21 protein-coding genes are annotated in these 16,457 nt (G+C 62.1%); 8 read left to right on the top strand and 13 right to left on the bottom strand.

All coding sequences use genetic code 11. The features are described 5' to 3' along the window. Nucleotides 1-6: 6 nt before the first annotated feature. Both NKI21_RS22415 and sppA read right to left on the bottom strand, forming a co-directional pair. Nucleotides 7-291 carry an integration host factor subunit beta gene (locus tag NKI21_RS22415; RefSeq protein ID WP_006200394.1) on the bottom strand — a complete coding sequence of 95 codons (285 nt, stop codon included), beginning with the start codon at nt 289-291 and terminating at the stop codon, nt 7-9. A gap of 82 nt (nt 292-373) precedes the next feature. Then, nucleotides 374-1,330, bottom strand: coding sequence for a signal peptide peptidase SppA (gene sppA, locus NKI21_RS22410; protein WP_352867366.1), 957 nt, complete (start codon nt 1,328-1,330; stop codon nt 374-376). A 167-nt stretch (nt 1,331-1,497) separates the two neighbouring features. Between sppA and NKI21_RS22405 the strand changes: the two genes are divergently transcribed. The 7 genes from NKI21_RS22405 (at nt 1,498) to ptsN (ending at nt 7,392) form a co-directional block, all read left to right on the top strand. Continuing rightward, complete coding sequence (locus tag NKI21_RS22405) at nt 1,498-1,692, top strand: hypothetical protein (protein ID WP_127296383.1); 195 nt, start codon at nt 1,498-1,500, stop codon at nt 1,690-1,692. A 336-nt stretch (nt 1,693-2,028) separates the two neighbouring features. Further along, nucleotides 2,029-2,742: an LPS export ABC transporter periplasmic protein LptC gene (gene lptC / locus NKI21_RS22400; RefSeq protein ID WP_352440862.1), complete on the top strand. Its 714-nt coding sequence runs from the start codon at nt 2,029-2,031 to the stop codon at nt 2,740-2,742. Further along, nucleotides 2,729-3,310, top strand: coding sequence for an LptA/OstA family protein (locus NKI21_RS22395; protein ID WP_023812537.1), 582 nt, complete (start codon nt 2,729-2,731; stop codon nt 3,308-3,310). The genes lptC and NKI21_RS22395 overlap by 14 nt, the downstream gene beginning before the upstream one ends. After that, nucleotides 3,310-4,128: an LPS export ABC transporter ATP-binding protein gene (gene lptB / locus NKI21_RS22390; RefSeq protein WP_013529586.1), complete on the top strand. Its 819-nt coding sequence runs from the start codon at nt 3,310-3,312 to the stop codon at nt 4,126-4,128. The genes NKI21_RS22395 and lptB overlap by 1 nt, the downstream gene beginning before the upstream one ends. 319 nt (nt 4,129-4,447) lie before the next feature. After that, entirely contained in the window at nt 4,448-5,974 is a 1,527-nt protein-coding gene (gene rpoN / locus NKI21_RS22385) for an RNA polymerase factor sigma-54 (protein ID WP_352440863.1), read from the top strand. Between the two features lie 263 nt (nt 5,975-6,237). Continuing rightward, nucleotides 6,238-6,822, top strand: a complete 585-nt coding sequence (gene hpf, locus NKI21_RS22380) for a ribosome hibernation-promoting factor, HPF/YfiA family (protein WP_013529588.1) — start codon at nt 6,238-6,240, stop codon at nt 6,820-6,822. Between the two features lie 105 nt (nt 6,823-6,927). After that, complete coding sequence (ptsN, locus tag NKI21_RS22375) at nt 6,928-7,392, top strand: PTS IIA-like nitrogen regulatory protein PtsN (protein WP_013529589.1); 465 nt, start codon at nt 6,928-6,930, stop codon at nt 7,390-7,392. 67 nt (nt 7,393-7,459) lie between these two features. Here ptsN and NKI21_RS22370 read toward each other — a convergent pair whose 3' ends face one another. After that, nucleotides 7,460-7,714, bottom strand: coding sequence for a BQ00720 family protein (locus tag NKI21_RS22370; RefSeq protein WP_023760740.1), 255 nt, complete (start codon nt 7,712-7,714; stop codon nt 7,460-7,462). Nucleotides 7,715-7,835: 121 nt separating this feature from the next. Continuing rightward, nucleotides 7,836-8,261: an Hsp20 family protein gene (locus NKI21_RS22365; protein ID WP_023760739.1), complete on the bottom strand. Its 426-nt coding sequence runs from the start codon at nt 8,259-8,261 to the stop codon at nt 7,836-7,838. A gap of 316 nt (nt 8,262-8,577) precedes the next feature. On the opposite strand from NKI21_RS22365, the gene NKI21_RS22360 reads away from it, so the two are divergent. Continuing rightward, on the top strand, nt 8,578-9,519 hold the full coding sequence (locus NKI21_RS22360) for a nucleoside hydrolase (RefSeq protein WP_352440864.1): 942 nt from the start codon (nt 8,578-8,580) through the stop codon (nt 9,517-9,519). A 158-nt stretch (nt 9,520-9,677) separates the two neighbouring features. On the opposite strand, the gene NKI21_RS22355 is transcribed toward NKI21_RS22360, so the two are convergent. From NKI21_RS22355 to NKI21_RS22315, 9 genes are all read right to left on the bottom strand, one after another. Continuing rightward, nucleotides 9,678-10,292: a LysE family translocator gene (locus tag NKI21_RS22355; RefSeq protein WP_292633974.1), complete on the bottom strand. Its 615-nt coding sequence runs from the start codon at nt 10,290-10,292 to the stop codon at nt 9,678-9,680. Between the two features lie 112 nt (nt 10,293-10,404). Then, nucleotides 10,405-11,856: an amidase gene (locus tag NKI21_RS22350; protein WP_352867359.1), complete on the bottom strand. Its 1,452-nt coding sequence runs from the start codon at nt 11,854-11,856 to the stop codon at nt 10,405-10,407. Between the two features lies 1 nt (nt 11,857). Continuing rightward, complete coding sequence (locus NKI21_RS22345; protein ID WP_352867356.1) at nt 11,858-12,763, bottom strand: ribokinase; 906 nt, start codon at nt 12,761-12,763, stop codon at nt 11,858-11,860. 152 nt (nt 12,764-12,915) lie between these two features. Continuing rightward, nucleotides 12,916-13,398, bottom strand: a complete 483-nt coding sequence (locus NKI21_RS22340; protein ID WP_023812543.1) for a hypothetical protein — start codon at nt 13,396-13,398, stop codon at nt 12,916-12,918. Beyond that, nucleotides 13,373-13,885, bottom strand: coding sequence for a hypothetical protein (locus tag NKI21_RS22335; RefSeq protein WP_352867353.1), 513 nt, complete (start codon nt 13,883-13,885; stop codon nt 13,373-13,375). The genes NKI21_RS22340 and NKI21_RS22335 overlap by 26 nt, the downstream gene beginning before the upstream one ends. Next, nucleotides 13,852-14,244: a hypothetical protein gene (locus NKI21_RS22330; protein ID WP_352440934.1), complete on the bottom strand. Its 393-nt coding sequence runs from the start codon at nt 14,242-14,244 to the stop codon at nt 13,852-13,854. Before NKI21_RS22330 ends, NKI21_RS22335 begins: the two co-directional genes overlap by 34 nt. 20 nt (nt 14,245-14,264) lie before the next feature. Further along, entirely contained in the window at nt 14,265-14,735 is a 471-nt protein-coding gene (locus tag NKI21_RS22325) for a hypothetical protein (RefSeq protein ID WP_023812546.1), read from the bottom strand. A gap of 218 nt (nt 14,736-14,953) precedes the next feature. Next, nucleotides 14,954-15,829, bottom strand: a complete 876-nt coding sequence (locus NKI21_RS22320) for a methylated-DNA--[protein]-cysteine S-methyltransferase (protein ID WP_023812547.1) — start codon at nt 15,827-15,829, stop codon at nt 14,954-14,956. A 124-nt stretch (nt 15,830-15,953) separates the two neighbouring features. Beyond that, nucleotides 15,954-16,448 carry a DUF2244 domain-containing protein gene (locus tag NKI21_RS22315; RefSeq protein WP_352440870.1) on the bottom strand — a complete coding sequence of 165 codons (495 nt, stop codon included), beginning with the start codon at nt 16,446-16,448 and terminating at the stop codon, nt 15,954-15,956. Between the last annotated feature and the right edge of the window lie 9 nt (nt 16,449-16,457).

The raw sequence follows: 16,457 nt of genomic DNA, 5'->3' as shown, positions 1-16,457 counted from the left end.
TCGCGCCTACTTGCCGCCGTTCAGCCTTTCACGCAGTTCCTTACCAGTCTTGAAGAACGGCACCCATTTCTCCTCGACCTCGACGGATTCGCCGGTGCGCGGATTGCGGCCGGTGCGGGCGGGACGATTTTTCACCGAAAAAGCGCCGAAGCCACGCAACTCGACCCGGTTGCCTTCGGCAAGGGCATCGGTGATTTCATCGAAGATGGCGCCGACGATGTTTTCGACGTCGCGCAGGAAAAGATGCGGATTGCGCGTGGCAATAATCTGCACAAGTTCGGACTTGATCATGAGACGGGTCCCCGTGAAAGCAGTGCGGTCAAAATTATGAGGATGATTTTATTTGCTTTTTTCACTTGCCCCAAACGGCGTATCAAGGGTGCCAGACGGAAACGAGACCGTCAAGAAACAAGCGGTCGGCTCCGAGTTCATGGATGACGTCGCCGCTGTAGGCGGGCAGGCCGAGCGCACTGCTGATGGTTTGCGCCATCGCTTTCGAGAACAGGAAGCCGCCGCGCCGTTCGGTATCCTTCCATTCGACGACCTTGAGCTTGGCATCGACGCCCTTGGTGGCCAGCCAGTCGACCGCTACGGCCTCGCCGCCGACAGCGTCGATCAGCCCGTTGGCAACGCCCTGGCGCCCGGTGAATATCGAGCCGTCGGCAAGCATCAGCGCTTGTTCGCGGGTCATCTTGCGGCGTTCGGCGACGATGTCGACGAACCAGTTGTAACTGTCGAGGATGAGTTTGCGAACCATGGCGCGCTCGTCGTCATTGGTAGGCTTGAAGGGAGAGGGCGCGGCTTTCAGCGGCGAGGATTTCACCTCCTCCAGCTTGACGCCGAGCTTGTCCATCAGGCCGCTGACGTCGGGATACTGGATCAGCACGCCGATCGAGCCGACGATCGAGGTCTTGCGGGCAACGATGTGATCGGCGGCACTGGCGATCATATAGCCCGCCGATGCGGCGAGCGTGCCGACTTCCGCCACCACCGGCTTGTCGGCGGCCAGCTTGCGCACTTCTTCATAGATCGATTCACCGCCAACGGTGGTGCCGCCAGGCGAATCGATCGACAGGATCACCCCTTTCACCTTCGATGAAAGACGGATGGTTTCCAGGCGCTTGATCAGTTCCTCGTCCTCGGTGATCGTGCCTTCGATCTTGACCTTGGCAATATGGTCGACCGTCGAGCCGCCGAAATCGCCGCCATAGAACCAGGTTGAAAGCGCAATCACGCCAAGGGCCACGATGCCTATGGCGACAACGCGCCAGAATGTCAGCTTGCGCCGCAAACGGCGGCGGTCGATCAGGTCGTCGGCTCTCAGTGCCATGGTCAGCCTTTCAGTCGGCGGAAGGGGACGCTTTTAGACCATGATCCTCTCATCGGGAAGCAGTTCTCTTTCCGGCATTGTCTCAGTCTGAAGTTTGCGCAAACGGCTAATCCTTTGGCCGAGTTGCGCAAACGCCCTATATACAGGCAAAAGGCATAGGAGATTTCATGATCGCCAAACACACAACCGCCGAAGATATGGCTCGAACTGTAGGCGTCGACCCGAACACATTCCGCCAAGCGTTGCGTAATGTGAAGCACCCTCGGAAACGCAACACTGATTGGGAAGTGAAAATTGGCAGCCCATCGTATTCGGGAATGCGCACCGTTCTTGTTGGTCTCATACAGCGGAAGGCGGCCTGACGCCGACCGGATCTAAAGCCAAAAGCGTCCCGCCGACGTGATCGGCAACGCCGCATACACGATCGACCAGGCTGGCTAGGCGGGGCATCCGACATCTCCCCTCACGTTTTTGGGCAATCACCGCGAGGTCGGGCGGCGAGACAGGCGCTGATAAATTTTACGCCGCGTGTCTGTTTCTGCTATGGAGAACACGCAGTTGTGCGGACTTCGTTTTCGTCTGTACAAAGGCGGTTGTCACACTTTTGCAGTTTTCGTGGGCTTGTGCTTGCTTGAAAGCGCCGGCGTCCCACCTATAGGCGGTGCTCAAGGGCGGGCAGGGTTAGAAGAAAGCAGTGAATGTTAGCGCGACCTATTGAACCAACCAACGCCGAGGCGGTGTTGGCTCCCCCGGCGGGCGGTCGGACGCGCGGCGATGCTTTCGACCGTGCACAGCGTCATTCGCGCCGCGTGCGCGTTCTCAAATTTGCCGTGCCAGTGGCCGCGGCACTGATAGCGGTCGCTTTCCCGGTCTATTCCTATCTCGCCGCACCCGTCGCCGTGAAGGTTCAGGCGGAAGGCACTGCCTTTTCCAACGGCAAGCTGGTGATGGCCAATCCCAAGCTCAACGGTTTCACCAAGCAGAAGCAGCCTTATTCGATGACGGCGCTGCGTGCCATTCAGGATGTCAGCACGCAAGGTATCATCGAGTTGGAAGGCATCGACGCCAAGGTGCCGATCGCGCCCGACAATGTGGCGGCGGTCAAGGCCTCGCACGGCACCTACGATCGCGACGGCAATACGATGAACCTGACCAGCGACGTGACGATCACCACGACCGACGGCATGCAGGCCAAGTTCAAATCGGTCTTCCTCGACATGGGCAAAGGCACTATGAAGACGGGAGATCCCGTCGATGTCAGCCGTGGCGGGTCGCGGATCACGGCGGATACGATGTCGGTCCAGGACAATGGCAAGGTTCTGGTTTTCGAGAACAAAGTGCGCGTCAACATCGATTCCGCCGCCTTGAAGGCGGCACAGGGAAACAGCGGAGAAACCAATGCGGCTCAGTAGTTCGACGCGGCTCGCGGCTGCAACTTCAGCGTTGCTGCTGCTCGGACTCGTGCCGTCATGGGCGCAGACGACCAGTCAATCAGGCCTCAAACTGTCCGGCGACAAGCCGATCCAGATCGAGAGCGACAAGCTGGAAGTCCGCCAGGCCGACAGTGTCGCCATCTTCACGGGCAATGTCAGCGTCGTCCAGGGGCCGACATTGATGAAGGCCGGCAAGATGACGGTCTACTACGTCAAGGACCCCAACGCCGCTGCCAAGGGCACGGAGGCCGCGGGTGCGGCGATGACGGGCTCGGCCAACATCGATCACCTGGAGATCTCCGACAAGGTTTACATCAAGTCGGATGCGCAGGTCGCGACCGGCGATCAAGGCAGCTTCGATATGAAGAGCCAGGTGCTGGTGCTTTCGGGCAAAAAGGTCGTTCTGTCGCAAAACGACAATGTTCTGGTGGGCTGCAAGCTTACGGTGCAGATGAAAAGCGGACTGGCTCAGGTGGATCCATGTGCTGGGCAACGCGTCCAGATGTCGATCACGCCGCCGCCGAAATCGGGAGCGACGAACCCCTGATGGCCAGCCTGTCGTCGTTGACGGCGCGTCTTCCGGGACGGGCCGCCGGCAAGCTTTCGGCGCCGGCCACGGTGACCGTCGATGCGGGAAAGTTCAAGGGAACCCTGATCGCCAAGGGGCTGACCAAGAGCTACAAGGGCCGCAAGGTCGTCAGCGGCGTCACCATCGGCGTGCGCGCCGGCGAGGCCGTTGGACTGCTCGGCCCCAACGGCGCCGGCAAGACGACCTGTTTCTACATGGTTACCGGCCTCGTGCCGGTGGATGAAGGCACGATCGAGATCGACGGCTTCGACGTCACGTCGATGCCGATGTACCGTCGCGCACGCCTCGGCATCGGCTATCTGCCGCAGGAAGCGTCGATTTTCCGTGGGCTCAATGTCGAGCAGAATATCCGCGCGGTGCTGGAAGTGGTCGAAAAGGACCGCAAGGTGCGCGAGCGCAATCTCGACGAACTGCTCGAGGAATTCCACATCAGCCATCTGCGCAAGGCGCCATCCATGTCGCTTTCGGGCGGCGAGCGGCGACGCCTGGAAATCGCGCGAGCGCTGGCGACGCGTCCGGCCTACATGCTGCTCGACGAGCCTTTCGCCGGCATCGATCCGATCGCTGTCGCCGATATCCAGCAACTGGTGCGCCACCTGACAGCGCGCGGCATCGGCGTCCTCATCACAGATCATAATGTGCGCGAAACGCTCGGCCTGATCGACCGCGCCTACATCATCCATGCCGGCCAGGTGCTGACCCATGGCAGGGCCGACGAAGTGGTGGCAAACCCGGATGTGCGGCGACTTTACCTCGGCGAGGGTTTTACGCTCTGAACGGTTCGTCGTTTCACGGAAAACGCCAATCCGCTCCGTCTTTTCGTCTTGACGCAATTCCCAAGGGAAAGCGCTATGCGCTTTTCCGGGAAAACCGTTTCACACTTTTCCTGGAATTGCTCTGAGCGTGAAATTTGTTTCCTGACACGTGCGGTTCGCGCGGCGCTTTTTTCTCGATTTTGCTCCGGGATAACGCTCCGGTAAGCGCGTTTTGCTACCAATTGCCTTGACAAGCAAAAGCCGGGCCAGTTTTTATGGCCGGCTGCAAAATTCTTGCCCGGAAGTCGGGATGCGTAGACGAGGCGTTTGAAACCGAACCATGGCGTTGGCGGCCAAACTACAGCTACGACAATCGCAGTCGCTGGTGATGACGCCGCAGCTGATGCAGTCGATTCGGCTGCTGCAGTTCACCCATGTCGAGCTTGAGCATTTCATCGACGAGGAAATCGAGCGCAATCCGCTGCTGGAACGCGCCGAGCCGCAGGACGATGCCGCCAGCGACCAGGCGCAGAAGATCGAGGCGGAGCCGCAAGCCACCGCCGAAGGCGACTGGTTCGAAAACGAGACGCAGTGGAGCGCCGAGGCGATCTCGGACAAGCTCGACACGTCGCTGGAAAACCTGTTTCCCGACGACCCGGGCACCAGCGAGCGGCTCGGTCCCGACCTGACGGCACAATGGAAGTCGGCTTCGGGCAATGGCGCGGGTTCCTCATCCGAGTGGTTTGATGCGGGCGATATGGCGACTGCTGCGATCACGCTGCGCGACCATGTCGGTGAACAGGTGGCGCTAGCCTTCGCCGATCCGGCTGCACGGCTGATCGCCGCCGAACTCGCCGACGGCCTTGACGAGAGCGGCTATCTGCGTGCCGACCTGGCCGAGATCGCCGTTCGTCTCGGTGCGGATGCCGCCGCCGTCGCGAAGGTGCTGGCGGTGTGTCAGACCTTCGAGCCGGCCGGCCTGTTTGCCCGCGACCTAGCCGAATGCCTGTCGCTGCAACTTGCGGTGCGCAACCGGCTCGATCCGGCGATGAAGGCGCTGGTCGCCAATCTCGAACTCCTGGCACGGCGTGATTTTCACGCATTGAAACGGATCTGCGGTGTCGACGAGGAGGATCTGCTCGACATGCTGGCGGAGATCCGGGCGCTCGATCCCCGGCCGGGCATGGCGTTTTCGGGCGGCGCCAGCGACGCGATCGTCGCCGATGTCGAGGTGCGCGCGGCCAATGACGGCAGCTGGACGGTCGAGCTCAATGCCGAAACGCTGCCGCGGGTTTTGGTCGACCATATCTATTTCGCCCAGGTCTCACCGCAGGCCAAGAACCAGGCGGAAAAGGATTTTCTGGCCGAATGCCTGCAGAATGCAAACTGGCTGACGCGCAGCCTCGACCAGCGGGCAAAGACCATCCTCAAGGTCGCCTCGGAAATCGTTCGCCAGCAGGATGCCTTCCTCGTCCATGGCGTGCGGCAGCTGAAGCCGCTCAATCTGCGCACGGTGGCCGACGCCATCGGCATGCACGAATCGACGGTCAGCCGGGTCACAGCCAACAAATACATGCTGACGCCGCGCGGCGTGTTCGAGCTCCGGTATTTCTTCACCGCCTCGATCGCCGCCTCGGGCGGCGGCGATGCGCATTCCTCGGAAGCCGTGCGTGACCGCATCAAGCAGTTGATCGACGAGGAAAAACCCGTCGACGTGCTTTCCGACGACGCAATCGTCGACATGTTGCGTGAAAGTGGCGTCGACATTGCAAGGCGTACGGTCGCCAAGTACCGGGAAGGCATGAATATCCCCTCTTCGGTGCAGCGCCGACGCGAGAAACGGGCGATGGCCAGCGCCGGGCGCTGAGCGGGTCGATTTTCCACAGGCCGGCACTTCATTGACAAGCCGCGGTGAAGTGGCTAGAAGCCCGCCCGCATGAGACGGGCTAGATGCCCGCATGCGGATGGTCCGTCACGACGTTGGCCTCGGGACGGTCAAAGGGCGGCTTGTGATCAACCGGAAAGTTTGGATTTAAAATCGGCGCAAGTGACGCCGCAAAGCTTGTGCGCACGGATCACGAGTATAAACTCGGGCCAGTTTGAAGCCTGAGCAGGAAGGTCAGTTTTCAGATGAATCTGCGCATATCGGGAAAACACATGGACATCGGCGATGCGTTTCGGACACGCATCAATGATCGCGTCGGCGAAGCGATCGGCAAATATTTCGATCGCGGCTTTGCCGGACATGTCACGGTCATCAAATCGGGCTCGCGCTATTCGGCGGACTGCATGATCCGGCTGGATTCCGGCGCTTCGCTGCAGGCCACCGGCGATGCCCAGGATCCGACATTGGCCTTCGAGGCCGCGGCGGATCGTCTGGAAACCCGCCTGAGGCGCTACAAGCGCCGGCTGAAATCGCACAATTCGGGCGCCGCCAACGGCCAGCCGACCGACATAGCCTACACGGTGATGGCGCCGCTTGCCGATGACGACGAGGACATTCCGGAGAATTTCGCGCCGGCCATCGTCGCCGAATCAACCATGACGCTGAAGACCATGTCGGTGGCGTCGGCGGTCATCGAGCTCGACACCAAGGACAGCCCGGTCTTTGTCTTCCGCAATGCGGGAACCGACCATCTCAACATCGTCTATCGCCGACCCGATGGAAATATCGGCTGGATCGACCCGTCGACGACCAAGGTCGCGCAAGCGTGACGACAAAGGTCGCACGGACGTGACGACCACGGTCGCACTGGGATAAGAGCCGGCCGCACGAGGGGTGGGGACTGGTGACGGCAGGCGAACAAGGGATTTTCAAGCATGGATCTGAGCGATCTTATCAACGTTCCGGCGATACTGCCGGCGTTGAAGGCGAACTCCAAGAAGCAGCTGCTGCAATTGCTGTCCGAACGGGCAGCGGCGATTTCCGGCATTCCGGAGCGGGAGGTGTTCGACACCATCCTGCAGCGTGAGCGGCTGGGTTCGACCGGCGTCGGCAACGGCATCGCCATTCCGCACGGCAAGCTGGCCGGCGTGAAGCGCATCGCAGGTGTTTTCGCCCGGCTGGAGACGCCTGTCGATTTCGAATCGCTGGATGATCAGCCCGTCGATCTCGTGTTTCTGCTATTGGCGCCGGAAGGGGCGGGCGCCGACCACCTCAAGGCACTGTCGCGCATCGCGCGGGTGCTGCGCGATGCCGACACGGTGGCCAAGATCAGGGGTACGCGCGACGCCGCCGCTATCCACGCGCTTTTGTCGGACACCCAGGCTTCGCACGCGGCCTGAATTTCGAGAATGATATCGCCACAGGGCCGCCATGGGCGGCCCTTTTCCGTTTCAGCCGGAATCGCTGTCAGTGAATGGCGACGGTGGTCAGGTCGTTTTCCATGGCGCCGGCCAGAGCGCGGTCACGCGCATCGGAAAGCAGGATCGGCTGACCATTGGCGGCAAACAGCGCCCACAGTTCCATGCCGGGGGCGATTTCGCCGAGATTGGGGAAACGGCCGAGCAATTCGTCGCTCGAGACCTTTCTGAGATAAGCGACCGAGCCTTCGCCGAGATGAGCGAATTCGCCATTGGTCATGGTGATGTTTTCAGTTCTGGTCATTTCAAAGCCTCCTTGGCGCGAGGACGCCGCTCAAGGCCATCCCGCATGAGAGCCATTCAATTTGCTGCATCGTGCTTTCGAAAAATCGGTGCCGATTTTCCGGCCGATGCAGTGGTAACGATCAGTCTTTCACCGATATGTTTATTTTCCGTACCAGCCGTTCGGACTCCGGCCGATCGAGGTCGATCGACAAAAGACCGTTCTTCAACTCCGCCGCGATCACCCGCATGCCGTCGGCCAGCACGAAACAGCGCTGGAACTGGCGCGCGGCGATGCCGCGATGAAGAAATTCGCGCTCGGTGTCGTCGGTCTGACGGCCGCGCACGACCAGCTGGTTTTCCTCCGTGGTGACATCGAGATCGCTTTCGGCGAAACCGGCGACCGCCAATGTGATGCGCAACCTTTCGGTCTTGCCGTCGGCGCCGCTGAGGCGTTCGATGTTGTAGGGAGGGTAGCTGTCGCCGGATTTCGCCAAGCGTTCCAGGGTCTTTTCCATGGCGTCGAAACCAAGGAGAAGCGGGCTGGAAAAGGGCGTCATTCGGCTCATGTTACATTGTCCTCTCAAGAGCGACATAAAGTGGAAAAACCCAGATGGCATTTTTCCCGATGGCCTTGATATGGTCCGCCCCGCGACCAAGTTCAAGCCGTCAACAGACCCGCCCAAAAAGACCAGGCCGTGGACTCACAGGAATGATCGGCATGGCGCTTGAAACGGCGAGCAGATGCAAGGAGAAGCGCGCAGGTCGGGGATCGTCTTCCCCGGTCGAGCGGTTCGGCATGGCAGCTCGCGGCCGCTTCGGCGTCATTTGGATGTTTCGATCGGATCGGTTCAAGCCCACGACCTCGCCAAACAAGGAATTGAAATGCCCCAGTCACGCAAGATCATCATCGACACGGATCCCGGTCAGGATGATGCCGTCGCCATATTGCTGGCGCTCGGCAGCTCCGAACTGGAGATCGTCGGCATATCAGCCGTTGCCGGAAACGTGCCGCTGAAGCTTACCGAAAAGAATGCCCGCAAGATCTGCGAGTTGGCTGACCGTCCGGACATCAAGGTCTATGCCGGCGCCATCCGGCCCCTGATGCGCGAATTGGTCACCGCCGAGGAAGTGCATGGCAAGACCGGTCTCAACGGACCGCAACTGCCCGAACCGACGATGAAGCTGCAGGACCAGTACGCGGTCGATTTCATCGTCCAGACGCTGATGAGCGAAGAAAGCGGCACGATCACGCTTTGCGCGCTCGGCCCGCTCACCAACATTGCGCTGGCGCTGATCCGCGAGCCGCGCATCGCACCACGCATCAAGGAAATCGTGCTGATGGGCGGCGGCTTCTTCGAAGGCGGCAACGTCACCCCGACCGCCGAATTTAACATCTATGTCGATCCGCAGGCCGCCGATGTCGTGCTCAAATCCGGCATCCCGATCGTGATGATGCCGCTCGATGTCACCCATAAGGCGCTGACCACTGCCAAGCGCACGCAAACCTTCCGCGCGCTCGGCACCAAGGTCGGCACCGCCACCGCCGAGATGCTGGAGTTCTTCGAGCGCTTCGACGAGGAGAAATACGGCACCGACGGCGGCCCGCTGCACGACCCTTGCGTCATCGCCTATCTGTTGAAGCCGGACCTGTTCAAGGGCCGCAACTGCAACGTCAGCGTGGAAACCGCCTCGGAACTGACCATGGGGATGACCGTGATCGACTGGTGGGGCGTCACCAAGCGGCCGAAGAACGCCATGGTGATGCGCGACATCGACCATGATGGGTTTTTCGCGTTGCTGGTGGAGAGGCTGGGGCGGCTTTAAAAGCTTCCCTTCTCCCCGTTTAAGGGGAGAAGGTCCCGGCAGGGGGATGAGGGGCGGCACAAACGTTAATATTTTGTCTGCAGACCCGGCGTTGCCCCTCACCCGATCGCTTCGCGACCACGCTCTCCCCGTAAACGGGGCGAGGGAAGAGGCGCACCTTACTTCGCCTTTGAAAACGCCAACCACAGGCCGCCGCCGACCATGAAGCTGCCGCTGATCCTCGACAAAAGTTTTATGCGGCCGGCCGACAACAGGCGCCCGGCGCGGCCGGCGGCCAGCGCATAGGTCGAATCCGAGAAGGCGGCGAAGATCATGGCGGTCAGGCCCATGATGGCGATCTGCAGCGAGTAGTTGCCTTGCGGCGAAATGAACTGCGGAAAGAAGGCGCCAAAGAAGATCAACGTCTTGGGGTTGCTGAGCGCCACCAGCAGGCCCTGCAGGAAGAAGCCGCCGCGCGGTTTCCTGGCCGTTCCATCGGCGTTCAGCGTGCCTTTGGAACGGAACATCTGCACACCCATCCAGATCAGATAGGCCGCGCCGATCAGCCTAACCCACTCGAACCAGTGGCCCATGCCTGCGATCAGCGTGTTGAGGCCGATGCCGACGATGGCGATCATCACGGCAAGCCCGGCCTGCGTGCCGGCGACATTGGCGAGGCCGGCGCGCGAGCCATGGCGAATGCTGTTGGCGATGATCAGCGTGACCGTCGGACCGGGCACCAGGATGATGACGATGCAAGCGAGGACATAGGCAGCGTAGAGTTCCAGCGACATGGTTTTTCCCCAGGAATGCCGCCGATGCGGCGCAACCGATGATAATCATGCATAGCAGCGCAGCCGGTGCAAGCCGTTACGCGGCGCCCTGCGACACGCCAGTCCGCCCGATTCAGGCGCCGGCCGGCCAGGGCAGCGTTGCCTCATAGGCGGCCGCCGCCTTCAGCACGGCGAGGTCGCCGCGTGGCCGCCCGATCAGTTGCATGCCCATCGGCCTACCCTTGTCGTCGAAGCCGACCGGCACGTTGACTGCCGGGCAGCCGCCCAAGGTCGCGAAGGCGGAAACCTGCATCCAGCGGTGATAGCTGTCCATTGCGCGTCCGGCGACCTCACGGGGCCAATGTGTGCCCATGTCGAAGGGGAAGACCTGCGCCGTCGGCAGCGCAATCAGGTCATAGCGGTCGAAGATCGACAGCAGCATGCGATGCCACGATGTACGGGTCACGGAGGCGGCGCGGATCTGCGGCGCCGTCAGCCGCATGGCGTTCTCCACTTCCCAGATGGCTTCCGGCTTGAGCAGCCGGCGCTTCGCGGGATCGTCATAGTGGGTTTTGAGCGCACAGCCGCTGCTGGCCTGGCGCAGCGTCACGAAGGCCTGCCACAGCGCTTCGAAATCGAAATCCGGCAGCAGGGGTTCGGTCGTGAAGGACGCTTCCGCAAAGCGGCCAAGTGCCGCCTCGCACAGGCCGAGAATGCCTGTTTCAACCGGCAGATGACCGTGGAGGTCACCGAGCCAGGCGATGCGGCCACCAGTTGCCGGTATTCCAAGCCCTTCGAGGAACGAGCCGGGTTTCTCGTAGGACAATGGCGCGTGCGGGTGGTAACCGGCCTGCACATCGAGCAGCAGCGCCATGTCACGGACGTTGCGGCCCATCGGCCCGTCGACGCCCATCTGCGCATGGAAGACTTCGAAATCGGGTCCGCCGGGAACAAGTCCTTGCGACGGGCGGAAGCCAAAAACATTGTTCCAGGCGGCCGGGTTGCGCAGCGAGCCGCCGAAGTCGCTGCCATCGGCGACGGGCACCATGTCGAGCGCCAGGGCCACCGCCGCGCCGCCGCTCGAGCCGCCGGCGGTCAGGGCCGGATCGAAGGCGTTCAGCGTCGGCCCGAACACGGCATTATAGGTGTTGGAACCAAGCCCGAATTCGGGGACGTTGGTCTTGCCGATGATGATGGCGCCGGCATTGCGGATGCGCTCGACGAAGAAGTCGTCTTCCTGCGGCACGAAATCGGCGAAGATCGGCGAGCCGAAGGAGGTCCTGAGGCCCGTGGTCGAGGCGAGATCCTTGATGGCGATCGGCAGGCCGAAGAGCGGACCTGCCGCTTCGGCTCGCGACAGGCTGGCATCGGCCGCATCGGCATCGCGCAGGATATCGGCGCGATCGCGCAAGGAGACGATGGCGTTGACCAGCGGATTGACCGCCTCGATGCGATCGAGGAATGCCGCCACCACCTCACGCACGGAAAGCTCTCTCTCCCGGATCGCGCGGGCGAGTTCGACCGCGGAAAGGCGGCAGATGTCGCTTGCCGGCGGCACGGCATGCTTCGTTTGAGGACGCAGCATTTTAACGGGTTTCCTGCAGCGCCTGATCGACGTCTTTGGCGAGCGGGATCGCCGGTTGGGCGCCAGGCTTCAGGCAGGCCAGCGAGCCGGCCGCGCCGGCGCGCGCCAGCGCCTGTTCGAGCGTGAGGCCCGACGACAGGCTGGCGGCGAAATAGCCGCAGAACGTATCGCCGGCCCCGACCGTGTCGACAGGGGTGATCTTGCGTGCCGGAACGGTGAGGAAATCACTCGGTGTCGCCGCCATCACGCCGTCGCCGCCGAGCGTGACGACGACGGTGCGGCCGGTCTTTCCGGCAAAGTCGCGCATGCGGGCCGCCCGGTCGCGGCCTTGCAGCGACAGCGCTTCGCCGTAGAGGTCGAACTCGGTTTCGTTGGCGACGACATAGTCGGCCTTGTCGAGAAAGCCGGCTGCCTGCCCCTGGAAAGGGGCGGTGTTGAGCACGGTGATGGCGCCGGCCGCCCTTGCCTGGTCGAGGGCGGCATCGACGGTGCCCAGCGGAATCTCATTTTGCAGCAGCACGACGGCGCCTTTTTTCAGAAAGGCCTTGGAGAGATCGCCGGGCACTACGGAAGCGTTGGCGCCCGGCACCACGGCGATGATGTTCTCGCCGTCGTCGGCGACCATGATCAGTGCCGTGCCGGTCGAGGCGTGAGTCTCGGCAACGCCGGACAGGTCGACCTTGCCGTCGCGCAGCAATGCCAGTGCCTCGGCGGCGAAGCTGTCCCTGCCGACGGCGCCGACCATGCGCACCGAGGCGCCGGCGCGTGCGGCGGCCAGCGCCTGGTTGGCGCCCTTGCCCCCGGGCGCGGTGGTGAAGGCCGAGCCGCCTACCGTCTCGCCGGGGCTAGGCAAGCGGTCGACCTTGGCAATAAGGTCGAGGTTGATCGAACCGATGACGATAATCAAGCAAGGCCTCCTGGCAACGCAAATTCAAATGTCGGAGCATCCTTGTGCGTCCAAGCGAACCCAGGTCGTTCCGATTGCGCGGAAGCTAACCTGTAAGGCCGCGGCTTGCCAGACCACGCGCATGGTCCAGCCCGATTTGGGGTGTCGTGGCCTTATTCGCAGCGCAGGGTGACCGTGCCCTGATAGTTGCCGGCGGGAAAGATACCGCTCGACCTGGTGGCGGTGAGGTCGACCTGCATCGTGTGGGTGCCGTTGGCAACCCTCTGCGGCACACTTCCGTTGACATCTGCCCCCGAGCCATCGAGGCGGAAGACCGAAGCGAAGGTCACGTTGGTGCCGCCGCCGCTCGGCGCGGACGAGAATGCGGCAGGCGCCGGCGCCGAAACCGAATAGCAGTCAAGCAAATTAAGTATCGAGCACAACAGGGAGCTTGCCACCACGGTGGCGCTGGCGCTCGATCCGCCTGCCTGTTTGGAGCCCAGTATGCTGATGGCGGGATTGGCCTTCATCGTTCCGGACGCCCCGACCATGATGGTGCAGGTGCCGATGATCGCCGCCTGCACCGGAAGGCAGGAACCGGCAAGTGCTGCCATCGCAAGCAGCGCGCGACTACTGCTTCTTCTTTTTCTTGCCATCACCACTTCCGGTCCTGATGCTCCAGCCTTCGTTGGCCCACCCCGGTGACGCGGCCGTAGAAGTGCTGGCAGCCATGCTCGCCGTCTGGCCGTCGGCGCCGAGGCCCATCTTGAGGAGCTTCAGTTCCAACTGCAGGCGCTCGACCTCAAGCTCATAGAGACGGCTGCAATCGACGCGCTTCGGCGTGCGCCCGATCGGGATCACCACCCGACCATAGGTGGCAACGCTGTTGTCCGACTGGCTGTTGCCTCTGATAACGCCGAGATCGACATAAGCGCCGGAACCGGAGACGGCGGAACGGCAAGTGGTACCGTCCGCGGCATGGACCTCGTCCTGGCCCTGAGGCAAGGTGACGCCGGGCAGGTTGAAGCCGCTCTCGTTCTGATTGAGGTTGTAGACATCCTCGGCCAGTACCGGCGAGATAGCCGCCGACGCAGCCGCGAGCGCGAATGTCAGGATTTGCGGCGCCCAAAAAACTTTCCGCATATCTGTGCCCTTATCTGCGTCTGTTGATTGGGAAAGGGGATGCTTTCGGTACAGATACGCACTTTACGCTCGGTGGCGCCGTCAAAAGGCACAACCACGAGGACAGACCGGGAGGCCTGGGAAGCCAGCTGGAAGACATTTGGAGAGATTCTGGCATCTACCGGCTGAAAATCCTGATCGTAGACGTGGATTTCGACCCGGATCTTCCGGTCGTAGGGATTGGCGGGGAACACGCGAACCGCGAAGACATCGGTGAAGCTGTTGATCTCGCCACGCATCGGCGACATCGACTGGGCCTTGGCGGCAATGGGCGCCAATCCGACGGCCAGTGCCGTCGCCAGGATTCGAGCATGTTTCACGACCCCCTCCTTCGCTCGCGTCATTCGCAGCGCAGCGTTACCGTTGCCTGATAATTGCCGTTGGCGAAGCGATTGCTGCCGCCCTTGGTGCCGGCGAGGTGGACCGAAACGAGGTCGGCGCCGGGGGTGGTGATGCTGCTTGCCGAGCCGGTCTCACCGATCGCATGCGCGCCGGCGGCTGAGTAGGTGGGCGTCCAGGTCGTCGACGTGCTGTCTGCCGATGGCACCGTCATGGTGGTGACCGGGTCGACACTCAGCGACACACCTCCGGTCGTCGTCAGCGTCACGGTTCCAGCCGAGCCGCCGCTGTTGTGCGAACTGAGGGACTGGAGATCGGGGCTGGCCGTCATCGTGCCGTTGGTGGCAACGACAAGTGTGCAGGTGGGCGCGATCGTACCATTGAATATGACATTCTGCGTCGTGGCCAGCGCGGCCTCGTCGATGCTGGCAACCAGCAGAGCTGCGCCGCAGACGGCGCGAAACAACGTCATCGGGACCTCCTATCAAGCCGGATCGTCCGGATTAACATGGGGTATCATCACTTTATCGTGGTTAATTTAGAGTTACCTAAAATAAAGGCTCAAAATAACAATTACAGGAACCGGAGGTTGTCCTCGGTTGCAAAGGCGAAAACCACAGTGGAAATCGCGCTTACTTAATAACGCCGGCATACCCATGGTTTTCTTCCTAATATCGAAAAAAACCGATATTACGATACCTGCCCGGCTTCCCAGCCCAGAATGGCGCGCTTGCGGGTCAGGCCCCAGTGATAGCCGGTGAGGTCGCCTGATTTACCGATGGCGCGGTGACAAGGCACCACGAAAGAGAGCGGATTGGCGCCGTTGGCCGCACCGACCGCACGGCTGGCGGACGGTGCGCCGATGCTGGCCGCAATCGAGGAATAGGTGCGGGCCTTACCCATCGGGATCTTGAGCAGCGCCTCCCAGACGCGAACCTGGAAGTCGGTGCCGATCATGACGACATGCAGCGGCTGGTCGGGGCGCCACAGCGCCGGGTCGAAGATACGGGCGGCATAGGGGCCGGTAGCAATCATGTCCTCGACATAAATGGCGTTCGGCCAGCGGCTGGACATGTCGGCGAAGGCGGCGCGTTCCTCGCCGGGGTCGCTGAAGGCGAGGCCGGCGAGTCCGCGCTCGGTGGCCATGATCAGGGCGGTGCCGAACGGCGAGGAATGGAAGCCGTAGCGGATGATGAGCCCGGCGCCGCGTGTCTTGTAGTCGCCCGGCGACATCGCCTCATGCGTGACGAACAGGTCATGCAGCCGGCCCGGGCCGGACATGCCCAGTTCAAACGAGGTCTCGAGCAGCGGCATGCCGGAATCGAGCAGCCTGCGCGCATGGTCCAGTGTCACCGCCTGCAGGAAGGCCTTGGGCGACAGGCCGGCCCAGCGGGTGAAGAGTTTTTGCAAGCCGGTTGGCGTCTCGCCGACCTCCTCGGCCAGTTCTTCAAGGGAAGGCTGATCACGATAGTCGAGACTGATCTTCTCGATGGCACGGCGCACGATTTCGTAGTCGCTGCCTTCAGGCGTGATGTCCTTTTTGAGGACCGCGGTGTGTGTGCTCATGGAACTGTCTCCTTGAGCCGGAATATCGCCCCTCGGGGCGTCGATCGCCACCCGAAACTTGCTTTCTTGCGGCGCATACCCAGATGGACACAGGATTCGAGCCCTGGAGTCGCTCGTGGCTGGCTCAGCGTGCCTTGGCGGTCGCCAGCGCCCGCGAAAAGGCGGTGGCAAAACTCTCGCGGGAATCGGGGTCCAGGAAGGATCCGATCGGCACGTTCTGCCCTTGGCCTTCCACCGTCATCCCTGTGATGCCGATCTCGGCGTGACGGGCCACCGAAAACCGCGCCCAGAACGGATTGAAGCGATGCGCTTCCGATTTCCCCGAGGGGGCTGTCTTGCGGATGTCGAGGCTGGTGCGCGAGACCGAGACTTCTTCGCGGGCACGAGCGGCACGATAGTTGATGCGAAAGGCGATGTAGACGGCGGCCACGTCGAGGCCGAAGAAGCCGAACACCGGCCAGGCGCCGCGCGACAGGAAAAACGCGCCTGTCACCAGCCAGCCGAACAGCAGCGCGCCCATCAGGATGAAGAAGCCTGTCCGGCCCAGAGACCGGTGCGGGGTGAGTAGCGCCTGAAAGAATGGCTCGTCGGCCTGAAACGAGGCGTTTGTGTCGCTCATGAGGGGATA

The organism is Mesorhizobium sp. M0715, assembly GCF_040320355.1.
Lineage (GTDB): Bacteria > Pseudomonadota > Alphaproteobacteria > Rhizobiales > Rhizobiaceae > Mesorhizobium.
This window is presented reverse-complemented; position numbering and strand designations above follow the sequence as displayed.

Bases quoted from the DNA above. Each gene is read 5' to 3' on its own strand.
- rpoN (WP_352440863.1), top strand. From the start codon at position 4,448: ATGGCGTTGGCGGCCAAACTACAGCTACGACAATCGCAGTCGCTGGTG.
- NKI21_RS22335 (WP_352867353.1), bottom strand. From the start codon at position 13,885: ATGCGGAAAGTTTTTTGGGCGCCGCAAATCCTGACATTCGCGCTCGCG.
- NKI21_RS22415 (WP_006200394.1), bottom strand. From the start codon at position 291: ATGATCAAGTCCGAACTTGTGCAGATTATTGCCACGCGCAATCCGCAT.
- sppA (WP_352867366.1), bottom strand. From the start codon at position 1,330: ATGGCACTGAGAGCCGACGACCTGATCGACCGCCGCCGTTTGCGGCGC.
- lptB (WP_013529586.1), top strand. From the start codon at position 3,310: ATGGCCAGCCTGTCGTCGTTGACGGCGCGTCTTCCGGGACGGGCCGCC.
- NKI21_RS22320 (WP_023812547.1), bottom strand. From the start codon at position 15,829: ATGAGCACACACACCGCGGTCCTCAAAAAGGACATCACGCCTGAAGGC.
- NKI21_RS22395 (WP_023812537.1), top strand. From the start codon at position 2,729: ATGCGGCTCAGTAGTTCGACGCGGCTCGCGGCTGCAACTTCAGCGTTG.
- NKI21_RS22325 (WP_023812546.1), bottom strand. From the start codon at position 14,735: ATGACGTTGTTTCGCGCCGTCTGCGGCGCAGCTCTGCTGGTTGCCAGC.
- NKI21_RS22405 (WP_127296383.1), top strand. From the start codon at position 1,498: ATGATCGCCAAACACACAACCGCCGAAGATATGGCTCGAACTGTAGGC.
- NKI21_RS22315 (WP_352440870.1), bottom strand. From the start codon at position 16,448: ATGAGCGACACAAACGCCTCGTTTCAGGCCGACGAGCCATTCTTTCAG.
- NKI21_RS22340 (WP_023812543.1), bottom strand. From the start codon at position 13,398: ATGGCAAGAAAAAGAAGAAGCAGTAGTCGCGCGCTGCTTGCGATGGCA.
- hpf (WP_013529588.1), top strand. From the start codon at position 6,238: ATGAATCTGCGCATATCGGGAAAACACATGGACATCGGCGATGCGTTT.
- NKI21_RS22350 (WP_352867359.1), bottom strand. From the start codon at position 11,856: ATGCTGCGTCCTCAAACGAAGCATGCCGTGCCGCCGGCAAGCGACATC.
- NKI21_RS22370 (WP_023760740.1), bottom strand. From the start codon at position 7,714: ATGACCAGAACTGAAAACATCACCATGACCAATGGCGAATTCGCTCAT.
- NKI21_RS22365 (WP_023760739.1), bottom strand. From the start codon at position 8,261: ATGAGCCGAATGACGCCCTTTTCCAGCCCGCTTCTCCTTGGTTTCGAC.
- lptC (WP_352440862.1), top strand. From the start codon at position 2,029: ATGTTAGCGCGACCTATTGAACCAACCAACGCCGAGGCGGTGTTGGCT.
- NKI21_RS22360 (WP_352440864.1), top strand. From the start codon at position 8,578: ATGCCCCAGTCACGCAAGATCATCATCGACACGGATCCCGGTCAGGAT.
- ptsN (WP_013529589.1), top strand. From the start codon at position 6,928: ATGGATCTGAGCGATCTTATCAACGTTCCGGCGATACTGCCGGCGTTG.
- NKI21_RS22355 (WP_292633974.1), bottom strand. From the start codon at position 10,292: ATGTCGCTGGAACTCTACGCTGCCTATGTCCTCGCTTGCATCGTCATC.